A 16,857-nucleotide genomic window follows, 5' to 3' on the forward strand; every position below is an offset into this window, starting at 1 on the left:
CTTTTGCAGCCGGAGAAATATTGCGATGAACATGCCCGCCACCAAGATCGAGGTTGAGACCGCGAAGCCCGCGAGCGCTGCCGCGCCGGTCGTCGCGATGACACCGAAGCGGCCGCCGCGTTCGGAGACTTACGCGCGGATGGCGCGGGAGACCGCCGTGCGCGTCATCCCGCCGCTGGTCGTGATCGCGCTCTTGCTTCTGGTGTGGGAGCTGGTCTGCCGCCGCGCCGGCTCGGCACTGCCGCCGCCGTCGAAGGTGTTCAAGGACACGAAGGAGCTGATCCTCGATCCGTTCTTCGATCACGGCGGCATCGATAAGGGGCTGTTCTGGCACCTCTCCGCTAGCCTCCAACGCGTCGCCTTCGGCTATTCGCTCTCGGCGATTGCCGGCATCGCGCTCGGCGTGCTGGTCGGGCAATCGGTCTGGGCGATGCGTGGGCTCGATCCGCTGTTCCAGGTCTTGCGCACGATCCCGCCGCTGGCCTGGCTGCCGCTGTCGCTCGCCGCGTTCCGCGACGGCCAGCCCTCGGCGATCTTCGTCATCTTCATCACCTCGATCTGGCCGATCATCATCAACACCGCGGTCGGCATCCGCAACATCCCGCAGGATTATCGCAACGTCGCCGCGGTGGTGCAGCTTAACCCGCTCGAATTCTTCGCCAAGATCATGATTCCGGCGGCCGCGCCCTACATCTTCACGGGGCTTCGCATCGGCATCGGTTTGTCCTGGCTCGCGATCGTCGCCGCGGAAATGCTGATCGGCGGCGTCGGCATCGGCTTCTTCATCTGGGACGCCTGGAACTCCTCGCATATCAGCGAAATCATCCTGGCGCTGTTCTATGTCGGCATCATCGGCTTTGTGCTCGACCGCCTGATCGCGGGTGCCGGCAAGATCGTCACCCGCGGCACCGCGCTGAACTGAAGGGGAAGCACATGACCGCTTATCTGAAGCTCGACCACATCGACAAGATTTTTACCCGCGGCGCTGCCTCTACCGAGGTGCTGAAGGATATCAATCTCACCATCGAGAAGGGCGAATACGTCTCGATCATCGGCCATTCCGGTTGCGGCAAGTCGACCCTGCTCAACATCATCGCAGGCCTGACCAACGCCACCACCGGCGGCGTGCTGCTCGAGAACCGCGAGGTGAACTCGCCGGGACCGGATCGCGCGGTGGTGTTCCAGAACCACAGCCTGTTGCCGTGGCTGACCGTGTACGAGAACGTCAGGCTCGGCGTCGACAAGGTCTTCGCCAAGACCAAGAAGCGCGCCGAACGCGACGCCTGGGTCATGCACAATCTCAACCTCGTGCAGATGGCCCATGCCAAGGACAAACGGCCCTCGGAAATCTCTGGCGGCATGAAGCAGCGCGTCGGCATTGCCCGCGCGCTGGCCATGGAGCCGAAAGTGTTGCTGCTCGACGAGCCTTTCGGCGCACTCGACGCACTGACCCGCGCGCATTTGCAGGATTCGGTGATGGCGCTGCATCAGAAGCTCGGCAACACAATTTTGATGATCACCCACGACGTCGACGAGGCGGTGCTGCTGTCCGACCGCATCGTCATGATGACGAACGGGCCGAGCGCGCGCATCGGCGAGGTGCTGGAGGTGCCGCTGGCGCGCCCGCGCAAGCGGCTCGAGCTCGCGACCAACACCACTTACTTGAAGTGCCGGCAGCGCGTGCTCGAATTCCTCTATGAGCGTCATCGCTTCGTCGAGGCCGCGTAAACGCGTCACCAACAGGTGCTGACGCAACGCCTAATTTTGAATCATCAAGCTCAATCCTTGTGCGCCGCACAGGGATTGAGCGAATCGCAAAATTTGCGTGCGAAATAGTCCTGCGAAAATTCGGAGCACTTCGAACAACCTCCTGAATTTCCTGCGTTTCCGGAATGCGCGCAGTTGGCACGGAAATTGAAGCACCAACCGCGACGCCAACGACGACGTCCCTCAACATCATCAATCAGCATCGTAACTCGCCACCGGGGTGAAGCCTCGGAGCGCGCCTCCGTGGCCGGAGGCTGAGCCTGCAACGACGCAGCGGTGAGCCTGGAAGGGATTTTGCAATGACGAAGAGTCCGACTGGTAATCAGACTTGGATTTCAGACTGGCGCCCCGAAGATGAGGCGTTCTGGAATGCGACTGGCAAGACTATCGCGCGACGCAACCTGATCTGGTCGATCGTGGCCGAACATATCGGCTTCTCGGTCTGGCTGATCTGGAGCATCGTCACCACCAAACTGCCGCAGGCGGGCTTCCACTACACCACCGACCAGCTGTTCCAGCTCGTCGCTGTGCCCGGGCTGATCGGCGCGTTGATGCGCTTTCCCTACACCTTCGCGGTGACGACCTTCGGCGGCCGCAACTGGACCATCTTCAGCGCGGCGATCCTGTTCATTCCGACGCTCTCGCTGGCCTATTTCGTCGGTCAGCCCGGCACGCCGTTCTGGCTGATGCTGCTGATTGCTTCGACCGCCGGTCTCGGCGGCGGCAATTTTGCCTCCAGCATGACCAACATCTCGTTCTTCTTCCCCGACCGGATGAAGGGCTGGGCGCTGGGACTGAATGCAGCCGGCGGCAATATCGGCGTCTCCAGCGTGCAGCTGCTGACTCCGATCCTGATGACGCTCGCCGTCATCAACCTGTTCCAGGCAACGCCAGTCGATGGTGTCTTTCTTCAGAACGCCGGCCTGATGTGGGTGCTGCCGATCGCGATCGCGGTCTTCGGCGCGGTGTTCTTCATGAACAACCTGACCACGGCCAAGTCGTCGATCAAGAACCAGCTCGCCGTGGTCAAGCGCAAGCATACCTGGATTATGGCGTACCTCTATATCGGCACGTTCGGCTCCTTCATCGGCTACTCGGCTGCATTTCCGCTGTTGATCAAGACCCAGTTCCCGCAAGTCACAATTGCGATCGCGTTCCTGGGACCGCTGGTCGGTTCGTTGTCGCGGCCGCTCGGCGGCTGGCTTGCCGACAGGATCGGCGGCTCGGTGATCACGTTCTGGAATTTCATCGTGATGGCAGGCGCCACGATCGGCGTGCTCTATTTCGTCGGGCACAAGGATTTCATCGGCTTCCTGTCGATGTTCCTGGTCCTGTTCGTGACGACGGGAATCGGCAACGGTTCGACCTACCGCATGATCCCCTCGATCTTCCGCGAGCAGAATTTGTTCAGGGTGCGCGGCAAGGGCGATGCGGAGCGCGCGGTCGCCTTGAAGACGGCGAGCATCGAGAGCGGTGCCGCGGTCGGCTTCATCGGCGCGGTCGGCGCAGTCGGCGGCTATCTGATCCCGACCGGATTCGGCAAGTCGATCGCGCTGACCGGCGGGCCGCAGCTCGCGCTCGCGATCTATCTCGGCTTCTACGCCTCCTGCCTCGCGCTGACCTGGTGGTTCTATCTGCGTCGCAGCCCGCAAGGTGAGGGCGCCTCAAGCCTTGCCGGCGCGCGAGTTTAACACTTGGTACGAATCTCGCTTCTCCCCGTACGCGGGGAGAAGCATTGCCCGACAGTTTGACAATGAACCTGGTTCGCAATGGCGCGCACCAAGGCAAACCCAACAGGCAGGAGAACATCATGACGCCAGAACAGATCACCCTCGTCCAACAGAGCTTTGCCAAGGTCGCGCCGATTTCCGCGCGGGCCGCGGTGCTGTTCTACGATCGCCTGTTCGAGGTGGCGCCGTCCGTGCGCGCGATGTTTCCCGAGGACATGACCGAGCAGCGCAAGAAGCTGATGGGCATGCTCGCCGCCGTCGTCGGCGGTCTGTCGAACCTGGACTCGATTCTTCCCGCGGCCTCGGCGCTTGCGAAGCGTCACGTCGGCTACGGCGCCAAGGCCGAGCACTACCCGGTGGTCGGCGCGACCTTGCTGTGGACCCTGGAGAAGGGCCTCGGCGAAGCCTGGACGCCCGAACTGGCTACCGCCTGGACCGACGCCTACGGCGTATTGTCCGGCTACATGATTTCCGAGGCCTACGGCGCACAGCCGCAGGCCGCCGAATAGGAGATGCGTTGTGAGTGAACCGCTGGTCATCGTCGGTAACGGTATGGCGGCCGCGCGTCTGGTCGACGAGCTCGCCAAGACCTCGCTCGGCCGCTACGCGGTCGCCGTGATCGGCGAAGAGCCGCGGCTCGCTTACAACCGCGTTCTGCTCTCCTCCGTGCTGGCCGGCGAAACCGGTTCGCACGAGATCGAGCTCCGGCCCGCCGACTGGTGGCGCCATCGCGGCGTCACGGTGCGCTACGGCTATCGCGTCACCGAGATCGACACCGGCCGACGCGAGCTCAAGATCGAAGGCGAAGAGAGTATGGAATACTCCAAGCTCGTGCTCGCCGTCGGCTCGACGCCGCTGCGGCTCAACGTGCCCGGCGCCGACCTTTCCGGCGTGCACACCTTTCGCGACACCCGCGACGTCGATCTGCTGCTGACGCTCGCTGCCGCCAGGAAGCGCGTCGTCGTGGTCGGCGGCGGTCTGCTCGGACTCGAAGCGGCTTACGGCATCGCCAAGGCCGGAGCGCCCGTGACGCTGCTGCACCTGATGGACCGGCTGATGGAGCGCCAGCTCGATGCCCCCGCCGCCGACCTGCTCAAGACATTGGTCGAGCGCAAGGGCATTCGCATCCTGCTCAATGCATCCACAGCCCGCATCCATGGCGAGGGTCATGTCGAAGCGGTCGAGCTTGCCGACGGCAGCCGCATCGAGGCCGATGCCGTGATCTTCGCCGCCGGCATCAGGCCCAACATTGCGCTCGCAAAGGACGCCGGCATCGCCGTCAATCGCGGCATCGTCGTCAACGATGAGATGCAGACGGCGTCACCAGATATCTACGCGCTCGGCGAATGCGCCGAGCATCGCGGCATCTGCTACGGCCTGGTCGAACCCGCCTACGAGCAGGCACGCGTGCTGGCGCGACACCTTGCCGGCCGTCCCGCGGCCTATCAGGGCAGCGTGGTCTCGACCAATCTGAAGGTGTCGGGCGTCAGCGTATTTTCCGCCGGCGACTTCATGGGCGGGGAGGGCAGCGAGAGCCTCGTGTTGTCAGACCGCAGGCGCGGCACCTACAAGAAGCTCGTCATCGCCGAGGGCCGGCTCACTGGCGCTCTGTTGATCGGCGATACCGTCGATGCGCTCTGGTATCTCGAACTGATCCGCAATCGCGAAAAGGTGGCGGCCATCCGCGCCGACATGATATTCGGCCGCGCGCTCGCGCGTCCCTCCAAAGCGGCTTGATAGAGGCGGCTTGATATGACGGCGATCGATCCCACGCTCCGCGCCACCAAGACGACCTGTCCGTATTGCGGCGTCGGCTGCGGCGTGCTGGCGACGCCAGACGGCAAGGGCGGCGCGGCGATCGCAGGCGATCCCGATCATCCTGCCAATTTCGGCCGGCTGTGCTCCAAGGGCTCGGCGCTCGGCGAGACCGTCGGGCTCGAAAGCCGGCTGCTCTATCCGATGATCCGCTGCAAGGGCGTGCTCGAACGCGTCGCCTGGAGCGATGCGCTCGATCACGTCGCCCACCGCATGAAGCACATCGTCGCGCGCGACGGCGCCGACGCGGTCGCATTCTATCTCTCGGGCCAACTGCTGACCGAGGACTATTACGTCGCCAACAAGCTGATGAAGGGCTTTGTCGGCACGGCCAACGTCGACACCAATTCGCGGCTCTGCATGTCGTCCTCGGTCGCCGGTCACCGCCGCGCCTTCGGCGCCGACACCGTACCCGGCTGCTACGAGGATCTCGACCAGGCCGATCTGCTGGTGTTCGTCGGCTCGAATGCCGCCTGGTGCCACCCCGTGCTGTTCCAGCGCATGTTGAAGAACCGTGGGGAGCGCGGCGCCCGCATGATCGTGATCGATCCGCGCCGCACCGACACCGCGACCGACGTCGATCTGTTCCTGGGTCTGAAGCCCGGCACCGACACGGCGCTGTTTTCCGGCCTGTTCGTTCACCTCGCCGACAATGGTGCGCTCGATCAGGACTACATCGCGCAAAACACGTCGGGCTTTGACGACGCTCTGGCGCGCGCCCGCAGCATTGCCGGCAGCGTCACCGCGACCGCACTGGCGACCGGCCTTTCCGAGCAGGACGTTGCCACCTTCTTCAAGATGTTCCGCGACACGCCCCGCGTCGTCACGCTGTACTCGCAAGGTGTCAACCAGTCGGCGCAGGGTACCGACAAGGTCAACGCGATCTTGAACTGCCATCTCGCAACGGGGCGCATCGGCAAGCCAGGTGCCTCGCCGTTTTCGCTCACCGGCCAGCCCAACGCGATGGGCGGCCGCGAGGTCGGCGGCCTCGCCAACCAGCTCGCCGCACACATGAACTTCACGCCGCCCGACATCGATCGCGTGCGGCGGTTCTGGAAAGCGCCGCGCATTGCCACCCATGAAGGGTTGAAGGCGGTGCAGCTGTTCGAAGCCATCAACCGCGGCGAGGTCAAGGCCCTCTGGGTGATGGGCACCAACCCCGCGGTCTCGCTGCCCGATGCCGACTTCGTGCGCGAGGCGCTGAAGAAGCTCGAGCTGTTCGTGGTCTCCGAGAACGTGCTCTCCAACGACACCGTCGAGGTCGGACCGCACGTGCTGCTGCCCGCGCTCGCCTGGGGCGAAAAGTCGGGCACCGTGACCAATTCCGAGCGCCGGATCTCGCGCCAGCGCTCGTTCCTGCCGGCGCCCGGCGAGGCGCGGCCGGACTGGTGGATCCTGAGCGAAACCGCAAAGCGCCTCGGCTTCGGCGACAGCTTTAATTACAAATCCGCAGCCGACATCTTTCGCGAGCACGCCGCGCTCTCCGCGTTCGAGAACGATGGCAGCCGCGACTTCGACATCGGCGCGCTGACCACGCTGTCGGATGAAGCCTTCGATGCCTTGAAGCCCGTGCAGTGGCCCGCACGCGAAGGAGAGGCGCCCGGCGAGCGCTTCTTCGCGGCGGGCGGGTTCTTCACCAATGACGGCAAGGGCCGCTTCGTCGCGCCGGAGATGCCGGCGCTGCGTGGCGAGACCGGACCGTCGCGGCCGCTGCGGCTCAACACCGGGCGCATCCGCGACCAGTGGCACACCATGACGCGCACGGGCCTCAGCCAGCGGCTCAGCGCGCATCTGCCCGAGCCGTTCGTCGAGATTCATCCCGATGACGCCAACAAATACAACGTCGTCCACGATGGCTATGCCCGCATCACCACCGACTACGGCCAGTGCACCCTCAAGGTCGTCGTCAGCGACCGGCAGCAGCGCGGCACGCTATTCGCGCCGATCCACTGGAGTGCGATGAACGCCTCGCACGGTCGCGTGGGGGCGCTGGTCGCACCGTTCACCGATCCGTTCTCGGGACAGCCGGAGTCCAAGGCGACACCGGCCGCGATCTCGCCCTATGAATACGTCTTCCGCGGCTTTGCGTTGTCGCGCAAGCAGCTGGAGCTGCCGCCGAACCTGATGTGGACCCGCGTCACTGTTGCCGGCGGCTTCGGCTATCTCTTCGCCGACAATGCGGATCTGTCGCGCTGGCCGGCCTGGCTCGAAGGCGTTGCCGGCGAGGACGTCGCCGACTATCGCGACTTCGGCGGCGGCGTTTATCGCGCAGCGTCGTTTGCGGGCGACCGCATCGAAACCTGCCTGTTCGTCGGCCCCGCGCATGACGCCGGCGACTGGGAGGTGGTGAAGAGCCTGTTCGTGGCCGACAATGTCACCGACGAGCAGCGGCGCATGCTGCTGTCCGGCAAGTCGAGCGAGGGCGCGGCTTCGACCGGCCCCGTCGTCTGCGCCTGCTTCGGCGTCGGCCGCGGCACCATCTGCGACACCATCGCCGCAGGCGCGCGCACGGCCGCCGAGATCGGCGCAAAGCTCAAGGCCGGCACCAATTGCGGCTCCTGTATCCCCGAGCTGAAGCGCCTGATCGCGACCACCGAGGTGGCACCGGCGATGCAGGCCAAGCGTGCGGGCGCGGCGGGGTAGGGGCGCTTTCTCGGTCGTCGCCGAATACTCCGCCGTCATCGCCCGGCTTGACCGGGCGATCCAGTACGCCGAGACGCCGGTGATCAAGCGGAGAGGCCACGGCGTACTGGATTCCCCGCCTTCGCGGGGAATGACAGCGAGGGCGGGGCGCTATGCCTCGGCCCAATCGACGTCCCCGCGATTGTGCCCTATGGTGCCGCGCTCTCCCATCAACAACGACAAAAAAACAATGATGTACCTGGAAACGCCGCCGCGCCTGATCGAGACCAGGCTCTTTTCCGCCATGCCAGACAAATTCCGCCGCAAAGGCGAGCGGACGGATTGGGCCGATGCCAACCGGCCGGGCGTGCCGACGGACTCCTTCATCGAAGGGCCGTCGTTCGACAGGGATGGCAATCTCTACATCGTCGACATTCCGTTCGGCCGGATCTTCCGCATTGCGCCCGACGGCGAGTGGTCGTTGGCGATTGAATATGAAGGCTGGCCGAACGGGCTGAAAATCGCGGCCGACGGCCGCATCCTGGTCGCCGACTACAGGCACGGCATCATGGAGTTCGACGCCAACGCGGGGCGCGTGGCGCCGGTGCTGACCTCGCGCAATTCGGAATCCTTCCGCGGCTGCAACGACCTGCATCTCGCGTCCAACGGCGATATCTATTTCACCGACCAGGGGCAGACCGGCCTGCATGACCCCAGCGGCCGTGTCTATCGCCTGACGCCAGGCGGCCGCCTGGATTGCCTGATCGACACCGGCATCAGTCCGAACGGTCTGGTGCTCGATCCAACCGAGACCGTGCTGTTCGTCGCGATGACGCGCGACAACGCGGTGTGGCGGTTGCCTTTCATGAAGGACGGCAGCGTGTCGAAGGTCGGCCGCTTCTGTTCGCTGTTCGGTACCAGCGGCCCCGATGGCTTGACCATGGATGCCAAGGGCCGTCTGTTCGTCGGCCACGCATCGCTCGGCCATGTCTTCGTGTTCGCGCCCAACGGCGAATTGATCGCGCGGGTGAAGTCGTGTGCCGGGCCGAACTGCACCAATGTCGCGATTGGTGGCGCGAACAAAGATCAGCTCTACATCACGGAATCTGCGACCGGTAGCGTACTGGTCGCTGACATCGGCGGATTGAACTCTTGAGCTCGATGGCGGTTGCCTGAGCGAACGAGTGGTATCGGAGCAAATATGAACACGAACCCCTTCGGCAAAACCGGCGCCAGCGTCTCTGTCATCGGGCAGGGCACCTGGTATCTCGACCACGGCGATCGCAAGCGCGCGATCGCGGCGCTTCAGCGCGGGCTCGATCTCGGCATGACCCACATCGACACTGCCGAGATGTATGGCGACGCCGAGCTCGTCATTGCCGATGCGATCGCGGGGCGACGCGACGAGGTGTTCCTCGTGTCAAAGGTGCTGCCGAGCAACGCCTCGCGCCGCGGAACCATCACCGCCTGTGAGCGCTCGCTGAAGCGGCTGAAGACGGATCGGCTCGACTGCTATCTGCTGCATTGGCGCGGCTCGTATCCGCTGGAGGACACTGTGGCCGCGTTCGAGGAACTGGTGAAGGCCGGCAAGATCAAATCCTGGGGTGTCTCCAATTTCGATGCCGATGATCTCGACGAGATGCTCGACGCTGCCGGCGAAGGCCGCATCGCCTGCAATCAGGTGCTCTATCATCTGAGGGAACGCGCGATCGAGCACGCGGTGATCCCGTGGTGCGAACAGCATGGTGTCGCCGTGGTCGCCTATTCGCCGTTCGGTCACGACGATTTTCCGGACGCGCGCAGCAAGGGCGGCGCCGTGCTGGCGCGCATCGCGGAGGCGCGTCGCGCGACGCCGCGCCAGGTCGCGCTGAGCTTCCTCACCCGTGCAACTACGGTGTTCGCGATCCCGAAGGCGTCGTCTTCGGAACACGCCGGTGAAAATGCCGCGGCCGGCGATCTCGTGCTGACGAAAGAGGAGATTGCGGCGCTCGATGCGGCGTTTCCACGCGGTCTGAAGCCGCGCGGTCCGCCCATGCTGTAGTGCACAAACGCCTATTCTTAATGGAGTCTTGACGCGCGCGGACGTGAGCGCATATCGGCATCCTGTTTTCGGAAGTTGTGAAAGCGGCGCAATTATCGTTTTTAACGATCATTCCCGATTCGCATTCCTAGGTTCCAGCCGTGACCCCGCCGCCCGCCGCAGCCGCAAGGCTCGACAGTATTCCCATGTCCATGCCGGAAAAGAAGCCGCAGGCGCGCCGCGCGCCGGCGCGCGTCGATCATCCCTTCAAGGGCATCGCGCTGGTGCTGCTGTCGACGATCTTTCTCGGCTGCTCCGATGTCACCGCGAAATATTTGTCGTCGAGCCTGCCGTCGATCGAGATCACCTGGATCCGCTTCGTAACGTTCGCGCTGATGTTCACGCCCGTAATGCTGCCGGGCTCGCCGCTTCATGCCATGCGCACCGAGCGCCTCGGCCTGCAGCTGATGCGCGGCGCGGCATTGCTCGGCTCTTCGCTGTTCTTCATCACCGGCCTGAGCTTCCTGCCGATCGCGGAAGCGTCCGCGACCGGGTTCGTCTCGCCACTGTTCGTCACCGCGCTCTCGATCGTGTTCCTGAGCGAGAAGGTGGGCATGCGCCGCTGGATCGCCACCGGGATCGGCTTGACGGGCGTGATGATCATCCTGCGCCCGGGCTCCAGCGCGTTTCACGCCGCCGCGTTCTTCCCGATCGTCTCGGCGTTCTGCTGGGCTGCGGCGCTGATCCTGACGCGCATGATGAGCGGGCGCGAAGCCGTCCTCACCACGATGGCCTATTCGGCGCTGACGGGCGTTGCGATCCTCTCTCTGATGGTACCGTTCGTCTGGGTCACGCCGACCTGGACCGCGATCGGGCTTGGCATCGTGATCGGCGTCGCCTCCACCGTCGGCCAGTGGATCATCGTCCTGGCCTATCGTTACGGCGATGCCTCGGTGCTGGCGCCGTTCTCCTACACGCAGTTGCTGTGGGTCAGCATTCTCGGCTTCTTCCTGTTCGGCGAAGTGCCTGATATCTGGACCGTCACCGGTGCAGCCTTCATCGTCGCCAGCGGCCTCTACATCGCCCATCGGGAGCGCATCCGTCGCGCCCAGCTCCTGATCATGGAAGAGCGTTCCCCGAACCCCTGACGCAAGTTCACGCGTCCGCTTCGTGCTATCAATGGCTCCAACAAGCCGGGAGGAGCCGAATGCGCGCTGCGATTTTCAGGAACGGTGAGATTGTCGTCGACCGGATGGCGGAGCCAAAGCCCGGCCCCGGCCAGGTGCTGGTCAAGACGCTCGCCTGCGGCATCTGCGGCTCCGACCTGCATGCGCGCCAGCACGCCCACCGCATGGTGGAGATGGCGCGGAAGACCGGCCGCAAGCCGATGGACCTCGCCCGCGACGTCGTGTTCGGCCATGAGTTCTGCTGCGAGATCGTCGATTTCGGCCCGGGCACTGTGCGCAAGCTCAAGCCGGGCACGCGCGTGTGCTCGCTGCCGGCCCTCGTGACGCCGCAGGGCATCGAGGGCATCGGCTATTCCAACGAAAATATTGGCGGCTATGCCGAGGCGATGCTACTGAGCGAAGCGCTGCTGCTCGAGGTACCCAACGGTCTCGCGCCGGAGCATGCCGCGCTCACCGAACCGCTCGCGGTCGGCGTTCACGCCGTCGCCAAGGCCAATATCCGAGGCGGCGAAGTGCCGCTCGTGATCGGCTGCGGCCCGGTCGGGCTCGCGGTGATTGCGGCGCTGAAGCTCAAGGGCCTGCATCCGATCGTCGCGGCCGACTATTCGCCGGCGCGGCGCGCGCTTGCGGCAAAACTCGGCGCCGATATCGTCGTGGATCCAAGGGTGTCGCAGCCCTATGCGATCTGGGCCGAGCATGCGCAAATGTCGGACGCGGAAAAGGCGGCGCGCCCGCCGTTCCAGGCGATGCTGCCCGCGCTGAAGCCCGCGATCATCTTCGAATGCGTCGGCGTGCCTGGTCTGTTGCAGCAGGTGTTCGAAGGCGCGCCGCGCGATGCCAGGATCGTCGTGGTCGGCGTCTGCATGGAGACCGACAGGAGCGAGCCCATGCTCGGCATCATGAAGGAGCTCAACGTTCAGTACGTGCTCGGCTACACGCCGGACGAATTCGCAGCTTCGCTGCGCCTGATCGCGGAAGGGAAGGTGGATGCGGCTGCGATGGTGACGGCCGAGATCGGCATCGATGGCGTCGCAAAGGCTTTCGCCGATCTCGCCAATCCTGAAGCGCACACCAAGATCATCGTGCAGCCGTGGCGATGATGCCTCACACCGGTAGCGCGATCGAATATTTCACCTGGCTGAGCGCGAAGCTCGACTCGATCGAGGCGATGCCGTCGAGCCGGGTCAGCTTGGTCTTGAGGAAGGTCTCGTAGGAGGCGAGGTCGGCTGCGACGACGCGCAAAAGATAGTCGCGGTTGCCGGTCATCAGGTAGCATTCCAGCACCTCGTCCCATTTCGAGATCGCGCGCGCGAAGCGGTTGAGGTCCTCCTCCTTCTGCCGCGCCAGCTTGATCGAGATGAAGACGCTGACATGCAGCCCCAGCGCCTTCTGGTCGACGGTCGCGATGTAGCGCGAGATGACGCCGCGTTCCTCGAGCAGTTTGACCCGGCGATGGCAGGGCGACACCGACAGCCCGACCTTATCGGCCAGCTCCTGCATGGTCAGCCGGCTGTCGTTCTGGAGGTAGCTGAGGATTTTTCGGTCGATGGCGTCGAGGGCGGGCATTGGGATGAACCTGTCGTTTTTACCGATCCGATTGGTAAGATATCCCAATATGGGCTGGTACTGCGCGAAAAATTGAGAAGTTTGGCGCTTCCGGCAGGGGTATCATCGGCACCTGTTTTCCGGGAGCATTGCCATGCCCGTTGATATCGCCCGCCTCGACACATTGACCGCGCTCGCCCGCAAGGCGCTGTGGCTGTCGTCATGGACCATCCATCACGCCAACCACGTCCGCGCGAACGCGGACGGCCTCAAGGTTGGGGGACATCAGGCCTCGTCGGCCTCGCTCGCAACCATCATGTCGGCGCTGTATTTCCACGTGCTGAAGCCCGAGGATCGCGTCGCGGTGAAGCCGCATGCGAGCCCGGTGTTCCACGCCATCCAGTATCTGTTCGGCCGGCAGAGCCGCGAGAAGCTGGAGAATTTCCGCGGCTTCAAGGGCGCGCAGTCCTATCCCTCGCGCACCAAGGACGTCGACGACGTCGATTTCTCCACGGGCTCGGTCGGCCTCGGCGTCGCGCAGACGCTGTTCGCCTCGCTGGTGCAGGACTACGTCAAGGCACATGGCTGGATGAAGGATCGCCGCGAAGGGCGGATGATTGCGCTGGTCGGCGACGCCGAGATGGACGAGGGCAACATCTTCGAGGCGCTGGCGGAAGGCTGGAAGCACGGCCTGCGCAACACCTGGTGGGTGGTCGACTACAACAGGCAGTCGCTGGACGCCGTCGTCCGCGAAGGCCTCTGGGAAAAGTTCGAGACCGTATTCCGCAATTTCGGCTGGGACGTGGTGATCGTGAAATACGGCCGCCTGATGCGCGAGGCCTTTGCCGAAGCTGGCGGCGAGGCGTTGAAGCGCTGGATCGACAATTGCCCGAACGCGCTCTACGCCGCCTTGTGTTTTCAGGGCGGCGCGGCGTTCCGCAAACATCTTCACGATGAGATCGGCGATCAGGGCCCCATCACCAAACTGATCGACAGGCGCGGCGACGACGAGCTGCTGGCGCTGATGTCGAACCTCGGCGGCCATGACATGGCGAGCATGCTGGACGCCTTCGAATCCATCGACCACGATCGCCCGGTCTGCTTCATCGCCTACACCATCAAGGGCGTCGGCCTGCCGTTCCAGGGCCACAAGGACAATCACGCCGGCCTGATGACGGTCGCGCAGATGGAGAAATATCGCGACAGCCAGAACATCCGGCCCGGACACGAGTGGGACAGATACGAGGGCCTCGCGCAAAGTTCCGCCGAGTTCGACGCCTTCCTTGCGCGCGTGCCGTTCAACCAGGACGGCCGCCGGCTCACCGCGCCTGTTATCGAGGTGCCGTCGCAGCTCGCCTTCAAGCCGGCGCCGCAGATGTCGACCCAGCAGGGTTTTGGGCTGGTGCTGAACGAGATCGCGCGCGGCGACAGCGAGCTTGCCAGGCGCATCGTGACGACGTCGCCTGACGTTACCGTCTCGACCAATCTCGGTCCGTGGGTGAACCGGCGCGGCCTGTTTGCGCGCGGCGAGAAGGCGGACTTATTCCGCAGCGAGAAAATTCCATCCACCTTCAACTGGGACTTCTCGCCCAAGGGCCAGCATCTCGAGCTCGGCATCGCAGAGATGAACCTGTTCATCATGCTCTCGGCGCTCGGCCTGTCGCACCAGATCAACGGCGAGCGGCTGCTGCCGGTCGGCACGCTCTACGATCCCTTCATCGAGCGCGGTCTCGATGCGCTGAACTATGCCTGCTACCAGGATGCACGCTTCATGGTGGCGGCAACGCCGTCGGGCATCACGCTGGCGCCCGAAGGCGGCGCGCACCAGTCGATCGCGACGCCCTTGATCGGCATGGCGCAGGACGGCCTCGCCTCGTTCGAGCCTGCCTTCGTCGACGAGCTCGCCGTGATCATGGGGTGGGGTTTCAACCATATGCAGCGCGATCCGGGCGAGGGCGGCTCGGTCTATTTGCGGCTCTCGACGCGCTCGATCGAGCAGGCGCAGCGGATCATGACGCCGGAGCTCGCGCAGGGCATCACCGACGGCGCCTATTGGCTGCGCAAGCCGGGCCCCAATGCCGAAGCCGTCATCGCCTATACCGGCGCCGTTGCGCCGGAAGCGATCGAGGCGACCGGCTTCATCGGCGAGAGCCGGCGCGACATCGGCCTGCTCGCGATCACGTCCGCGGATCGTCTGCATGCGGGGTGGACCGCCGCACGGAGATTGCGCCGTGATCGGCGCGGCGTGCAGCATCTCAGCCACATCGAAAAACTGCTCGCGCCGCTGCCGCGCGACTGCGGCATCGTGACCGTGATCGACGGACATCCGGCGGCGCTCGGCTGGCTCGGCAGCGTCCGTGGCCATCGCGTCGAGGCACTCGGCGTCGAGCAGTTCGGCCAGACCGGCACCATCGCCGATCTCTACCGCCACTACGGCATCGACGCCAACGCCATCATCGATGCGGCCGAAAGCCTCACCACCGGCGCGCCGGTGCTGCATCGGAAGATGGCGGTGTAGTTCGTCATCCCGGCCTAGCGCGCAATGGGCACTAGGCCGGGATGACATCGTGAGTGAGGCGAGACCTTGCCACCCCTCCGCCATCGGCTCATATAACCTCCGTCCGCCGCAATGCTGGCCCCGCATATGGCGGGTTCAATTGCCGGCGCTTTCGTGCAAGGATGCCTGCCGAAACGCCCCCTCCAAGCCCCCAAGAAGAGGTTCACTATGGTCAATCGCATGCAGTTCTACATCGACGGCGCCTGGGTCGATCCCGCCGTCAAGAAGTCCACCGCCGTGGTCAATCCGGCGACGGAAGAGGCGATGTACGAGGTTGCGCTGGGCTCCAAGGCCGACGTTGATAAAGCCGTTGCCGCCGCCAAGCGCGCGTTCGTGACGTTCTCGCAAACCAGCCGTGACGAGCGCGTCGCGCTGCTCTCGAAAGTCATCGAGATCTACAAGGGCCGCCTCAAGGAGATCGGCGCTGCGGTCTCCGACGAGATGGGCGCGCCGCTGCCGATGGCCGAAAAGCTCCAGGCCGGCGCCGGCCTTGGTCACCTCATGACCACGCTCGACGTGCTCAAGAACTATCATTTCGAGGAACCGGTCGGCACCGCCATGGTGCTGCGCGAGCCGGTCGGCGTGGTCGGCATGATCACGCCCTGGAACTGGCCGCTCAACCAGATCGCCTGCAAGGTCGCGCCCGCGCTCGCCGCCGGCTGCACCATGATCCTGAAGCCTTCGGAGTTCACCCCGACCTCGGCGCTGATCTTCGCGCAAATCCTGCATGAAGCCGGCGTGCCGAAGGGCGTATTCAATCTCGTCAACGGTCTCGGCCCCGAGGTCGGCGCCGCCATGAGCGAGCATCCCGACATCGACATGATCTCCTTCACCGGCTCGACCCGCGCCGGCATCGACGTGGCCAAGCGCGCCGCACCGACCGTGAAGCGCGTCAGCCAGGAACTCGGCGGCAAGTCGCCGAACGTCATTCTCGAAGGCGCCGACCTCACGAAGGCGGTGACCGGCGGCGTGATGCACATGTTCAACAACTCCGGCCAGTCCTGCAACGCGCCCTCGCGCATGATCGTGCCGGCCTCGAAGATGAAGGAAGTCGCCGCGATCGCGAAGGCGGTCGCCGACAAGACCAAGGCGGGCGATCCGCGCGCCGAAGGCACCACCATTGGTCCGGTGGTCAACCGCGGCCAGTGGGACAAGATCCAGGGCCTGATCAAGAAGGGCATCGATGAGGGCGCAACGCTCGTCGCCGGCGGCCCCGGCCTGCCCGAAGGCGTCAACAAGGGCTTCTATGTCCGTCCGACCATTTTCGCCGATGTCACCCCTGACATGACGATTGCGCGTGAAGAGATCTTCGGACCGGTGCTCACCATCATCGGCGCCAAGGACGAAGCCGAGGCCGTGCACATCGCCAACGACACGCCCTATGGGCTTGCCGGCTACGTCACGGGTGCTTCCGTCGAGGACGCCAAGCGCGTCGGCCGGCAGATCCGCGCCGGCAACGTCAATCTGCAGGGCGTGCCCAACGATCGCAGCGCACCGTTCGGCGGCTACAAGCAGTCCGGCAACGGCCGCGAGTGGGGCAAGTACGGCCTCGAGGACTTCCTAGAAGTGAAGGCAGTTGCGGGCTTCAACGCGGCGTAGGCTTTATCGCCTGAA

The 16,857-nt window shown here is 64.7% G+C and carries 13 protein-coding genes; 12 read left to right on the forward strand and 1 reads right to left on the reverse strand.

Annotated features, from left to right (window positions below; all coding sequences use genetic code 11):
• Positions 1-25 precede the first annotated feature (25 nt).
• The 10 genes from ntrB to ABIB90_RS29095 all read left to right on the forward strand — a co-directional run bounded on the left by ntrB (position 26) and on the right by ABIB90_RS29095 (position 12,241).
• Positions 26-922 (forward strand): nitrate ABC transporter permease, encoded by an 897-nt coding sequence (gene ntrB, locus ABIB90_RS29050; protein WP_007593954.1) that lies wholly within the window; start codon positions 26-28, stop codon positions 920-922.
• An 11-nt stretch (positions 923-933) separates the two neighbouring features.
• Complete coding sequence (locus ABIB90_RS29055; protein WP_007593952.1) at positions 934-1,728, forward strand: ABC transporter ATP-binding protein; 795 nt, start codon at positions 934-936, stop codon at positions 1,726-1,728.
• 338 nt (positions 1,729-2,066) lie between these two features.
• Complete coding sequence (locus tag ABIB90_RS29060) at positions 2,067-3,458, forward strand: MFS transporter (protein WP_354163145.1); 1,392 nt, start codon at positions 2,067-2,069, stop codon at positions 3,456-3,458.
• 119 nt (positions 3,459-3,577) lie between these two features.
• Positions 3,578-4,006, forward strand: coding sequence for a globin family protein (locus ABIB90_RS29065; RefSeq protein WP_354201811.1), 429 nt, complete (start codon positions 3,578-3,580; stop codon positions 4,004-4,006).
• Between the two features lie 10 nt (positions 4,007-4,016).
• Positions 4,017-5,234 (forward strand): NAD(P)/FAD-dependent oxidoreductase, encoded by a 1,218-nt coding sequence (locus ABIB90_RS29070; protein ID WP_354201812.1) that lies wholly within the window; start codon positions 4,017-4,019, stop codon positions 5,232-5,234.
• Between the two features lie 15 nt (positions 5,235-5,249).
• Positions 5,250-7,955 carry a nitrate reductase gene (locus tag ABIB90_RS29075; protein WP_354201813.1) on the forward strand — a complete coding sequence of 902 codons (2,706 nt, stop codon included), beginning with the start codon at positions 5,250-5,252 and terminating at the stop codon, positions 7,953-7,955.
• 232 nt (positions 7,956-8,187) lie between these two features.
• Positions 8,188-9,090: an SMP-30/gluconolactonase/LRE family protein gene (locus tag ABIB90_RS29080; protein ID WP_354201840.1), complete on the forward strand. Its 903-nt coding sequence runs from the start codon at positions 8,188-8,190 to the stop codon at positions 9,088-9,090.
• A gap of 45 nt (positions 9,091-9,135) precedes the next feature.
• Positions 9,136-9,975: an aldo/keto reductase gene (locus ABIB90_RS29085; RefSeq protein ID WP_354201814.1), complete on the forward strand. Its 840-nt coding sequence runs from the start codon at positions 9,136-9,138 to the stop codon at positions 9,973-9,975.
• Positions 9,976-10,160: 185 nt separating this feature from the next.
• On the forward strand, positions 10,161-11,102 hold the full coding sequence (locus ABIB90_RS29090; RefSeq protein WP_354201815.1) for a DMT family transporter: 942 nt from the start codon (positions 10,161-10,163) through the stop codon (positions 11,100-11,102).
• Positions 11,103-11,161: 59 nt separating this feature from the next.
• Positions 11,162-12,241 (forward strand): zinc-binding dehydrogenase, encoded by a 1,080-nt coding sequence (locus ABIB90_RS29095; RefSeq protein ID WP_354163131.1) that lies wholly within the window; start codon positions 11,162-11,164, stop codon positions 12,239-12,241.
• A 4-nt stretch (positions 12,242-12,245) separates the two neighbouring features.
• Here ABIB90_RS29095 and ABIB90_RS29100 read toward each other — a convergent pair whose 3' ends face one another.
• Complete coding sequence (locus tag ABIB90_RS29100) at positions 12,246-12,707, reverse strand: Lrp/AsnC family transcriptional regulator (protein ID WP_007593935.1); 462 nt, start codon at positions 12,705-12,707, stop codon at positions 12,246-12,248.
• A gap of 133 nt (positions 12,708-12,840) precedes the next feature.
• On the opposite strand from ABIB90_RS29100, the gene ABIB90_RS29105 reads away from it, so the two are divergent.
• A complete protein-coding gene (locus tag ABIB90_RS29105) occupies positions 12,841-15,204 on the forward strand; it encodes a thiamine pyrophosphate-binding protein (RefSeq protein ID WP_354201816.1) in 2,364 nt (787 codons plus the stop codon).
• Between the two features lie 207 nt (positions 15,205-15,411).
• The gene (locus ABIB90_RS29110) at positions 15,412-16,842 is read left to right on the forward strand and encodes an aldehyde dehydrogenase family protein (protein WP_354127748.1); all 1,431 of its coding nucleotides are present in this window, start codon (positions 15,412-15,414) and stop codon (positions 16,840-16,842) included.
• Positions 16,843-16,857 lie beyond the last annotated feature (15 nt).

It is taken from the genome of Bradyrhizobium sp. JR4.1, assembly GCF_040548605.1.
Lineage (GTDB): Bacteria > Pseudomonadota > Alphaproteobacteria > Rhizobiales > Xanthobacteraceae > Bradyrhizobium > Bradyrhizobium canariense.

Excerpts from the sequence above, each read along its gene's own strand:
- ABIB90_RS29080 (WP_354201840.1), top strand. The coding sequence starts at position 8,188 with ATGTACCTGGAAACGCCGCCGCGCCTGATCGAGACCAGGCTCTTTTCC.
- ABIB90_RS29095 (WP_354163131.1), top strand. The coding sequence starts at position 11,162 with ATGCGCGCTGCGATTTTCAGGAACGGTGAGATTGTCGTCGACCGGATG.
- ABIB90_RS29105 (WP_354201816.1), top strand. The coding sequence starts at position 12,841 with ATGCCCGTTGATATCGCCCGCCTCGACACATTGACCGCGCTCGCCCGC.
- ntrB (WP_007593954.1), top strand. The coding sequence starts at position 26 with ATGAACATGCCCGCCACCAAGATCGAGGTTGAGACCGCGAAGCCCGCG.
- ABIB90_RS29075 (WP_354201813.1), top strand. The coding sequence starts at position 5,250 with ATGACGGCGATCGATCCCACGCTCCGCGCCACCAAGACGACCTGTCCG.
- ABIB90_RS29065 (WP_354201811.1), top strand. The coding sequence starts at position 3,578 with ATGACGCCAGAACAGATCACCCTCGTCCAACAGAGCTTTGCCAAGGTC.
- ABIB90_RS29060 (WP_354163145.1), top strand. The coding sequence starts at position 2,067 with ATGACGAAGAGTCCGACTGGTAATCAGACTTGGATTTCAGACTGGCGC.
- ABIB90_RS29110 (WP_354127748.1), top strand. The coding sequence starts at position 15,412 with ATGGTCAATCGCATGCAGTTCTACATCGACGGCGCCTGGGTCGATCCC.
- ABIB90_RS29055 (WP_007593952.1), top strand. The coding sequence starts at position 934 with ATGACCGCTTATCTGAAGCTCGACCACATCGACAAGATTTTTACCCGC.
- ABIB90_RS29085 (WP_354201814.1), top strand. The coding sequence starts at position 9,136 with ATGAACACGAACCCCTTCGGCAAAACCGGCGCCAGCGTCTCTGTCATC.
- ABIB90_RS29090 (WP_354201815.1), top strand. The coding sequence starts at position 10,161 with ATGTCCATGCCGGAAAAGAAGCCGCAGGCGCGCCGCGCGCCGGCGCGC.
- ABIB90_RS29100 (WP_007593935.1), bottom strand. The coding sequence starts at position 12,707 with ATGCCCGCCCTCGACGCCATCGACCGAAAAATCCTCAGCTACCTCCAG.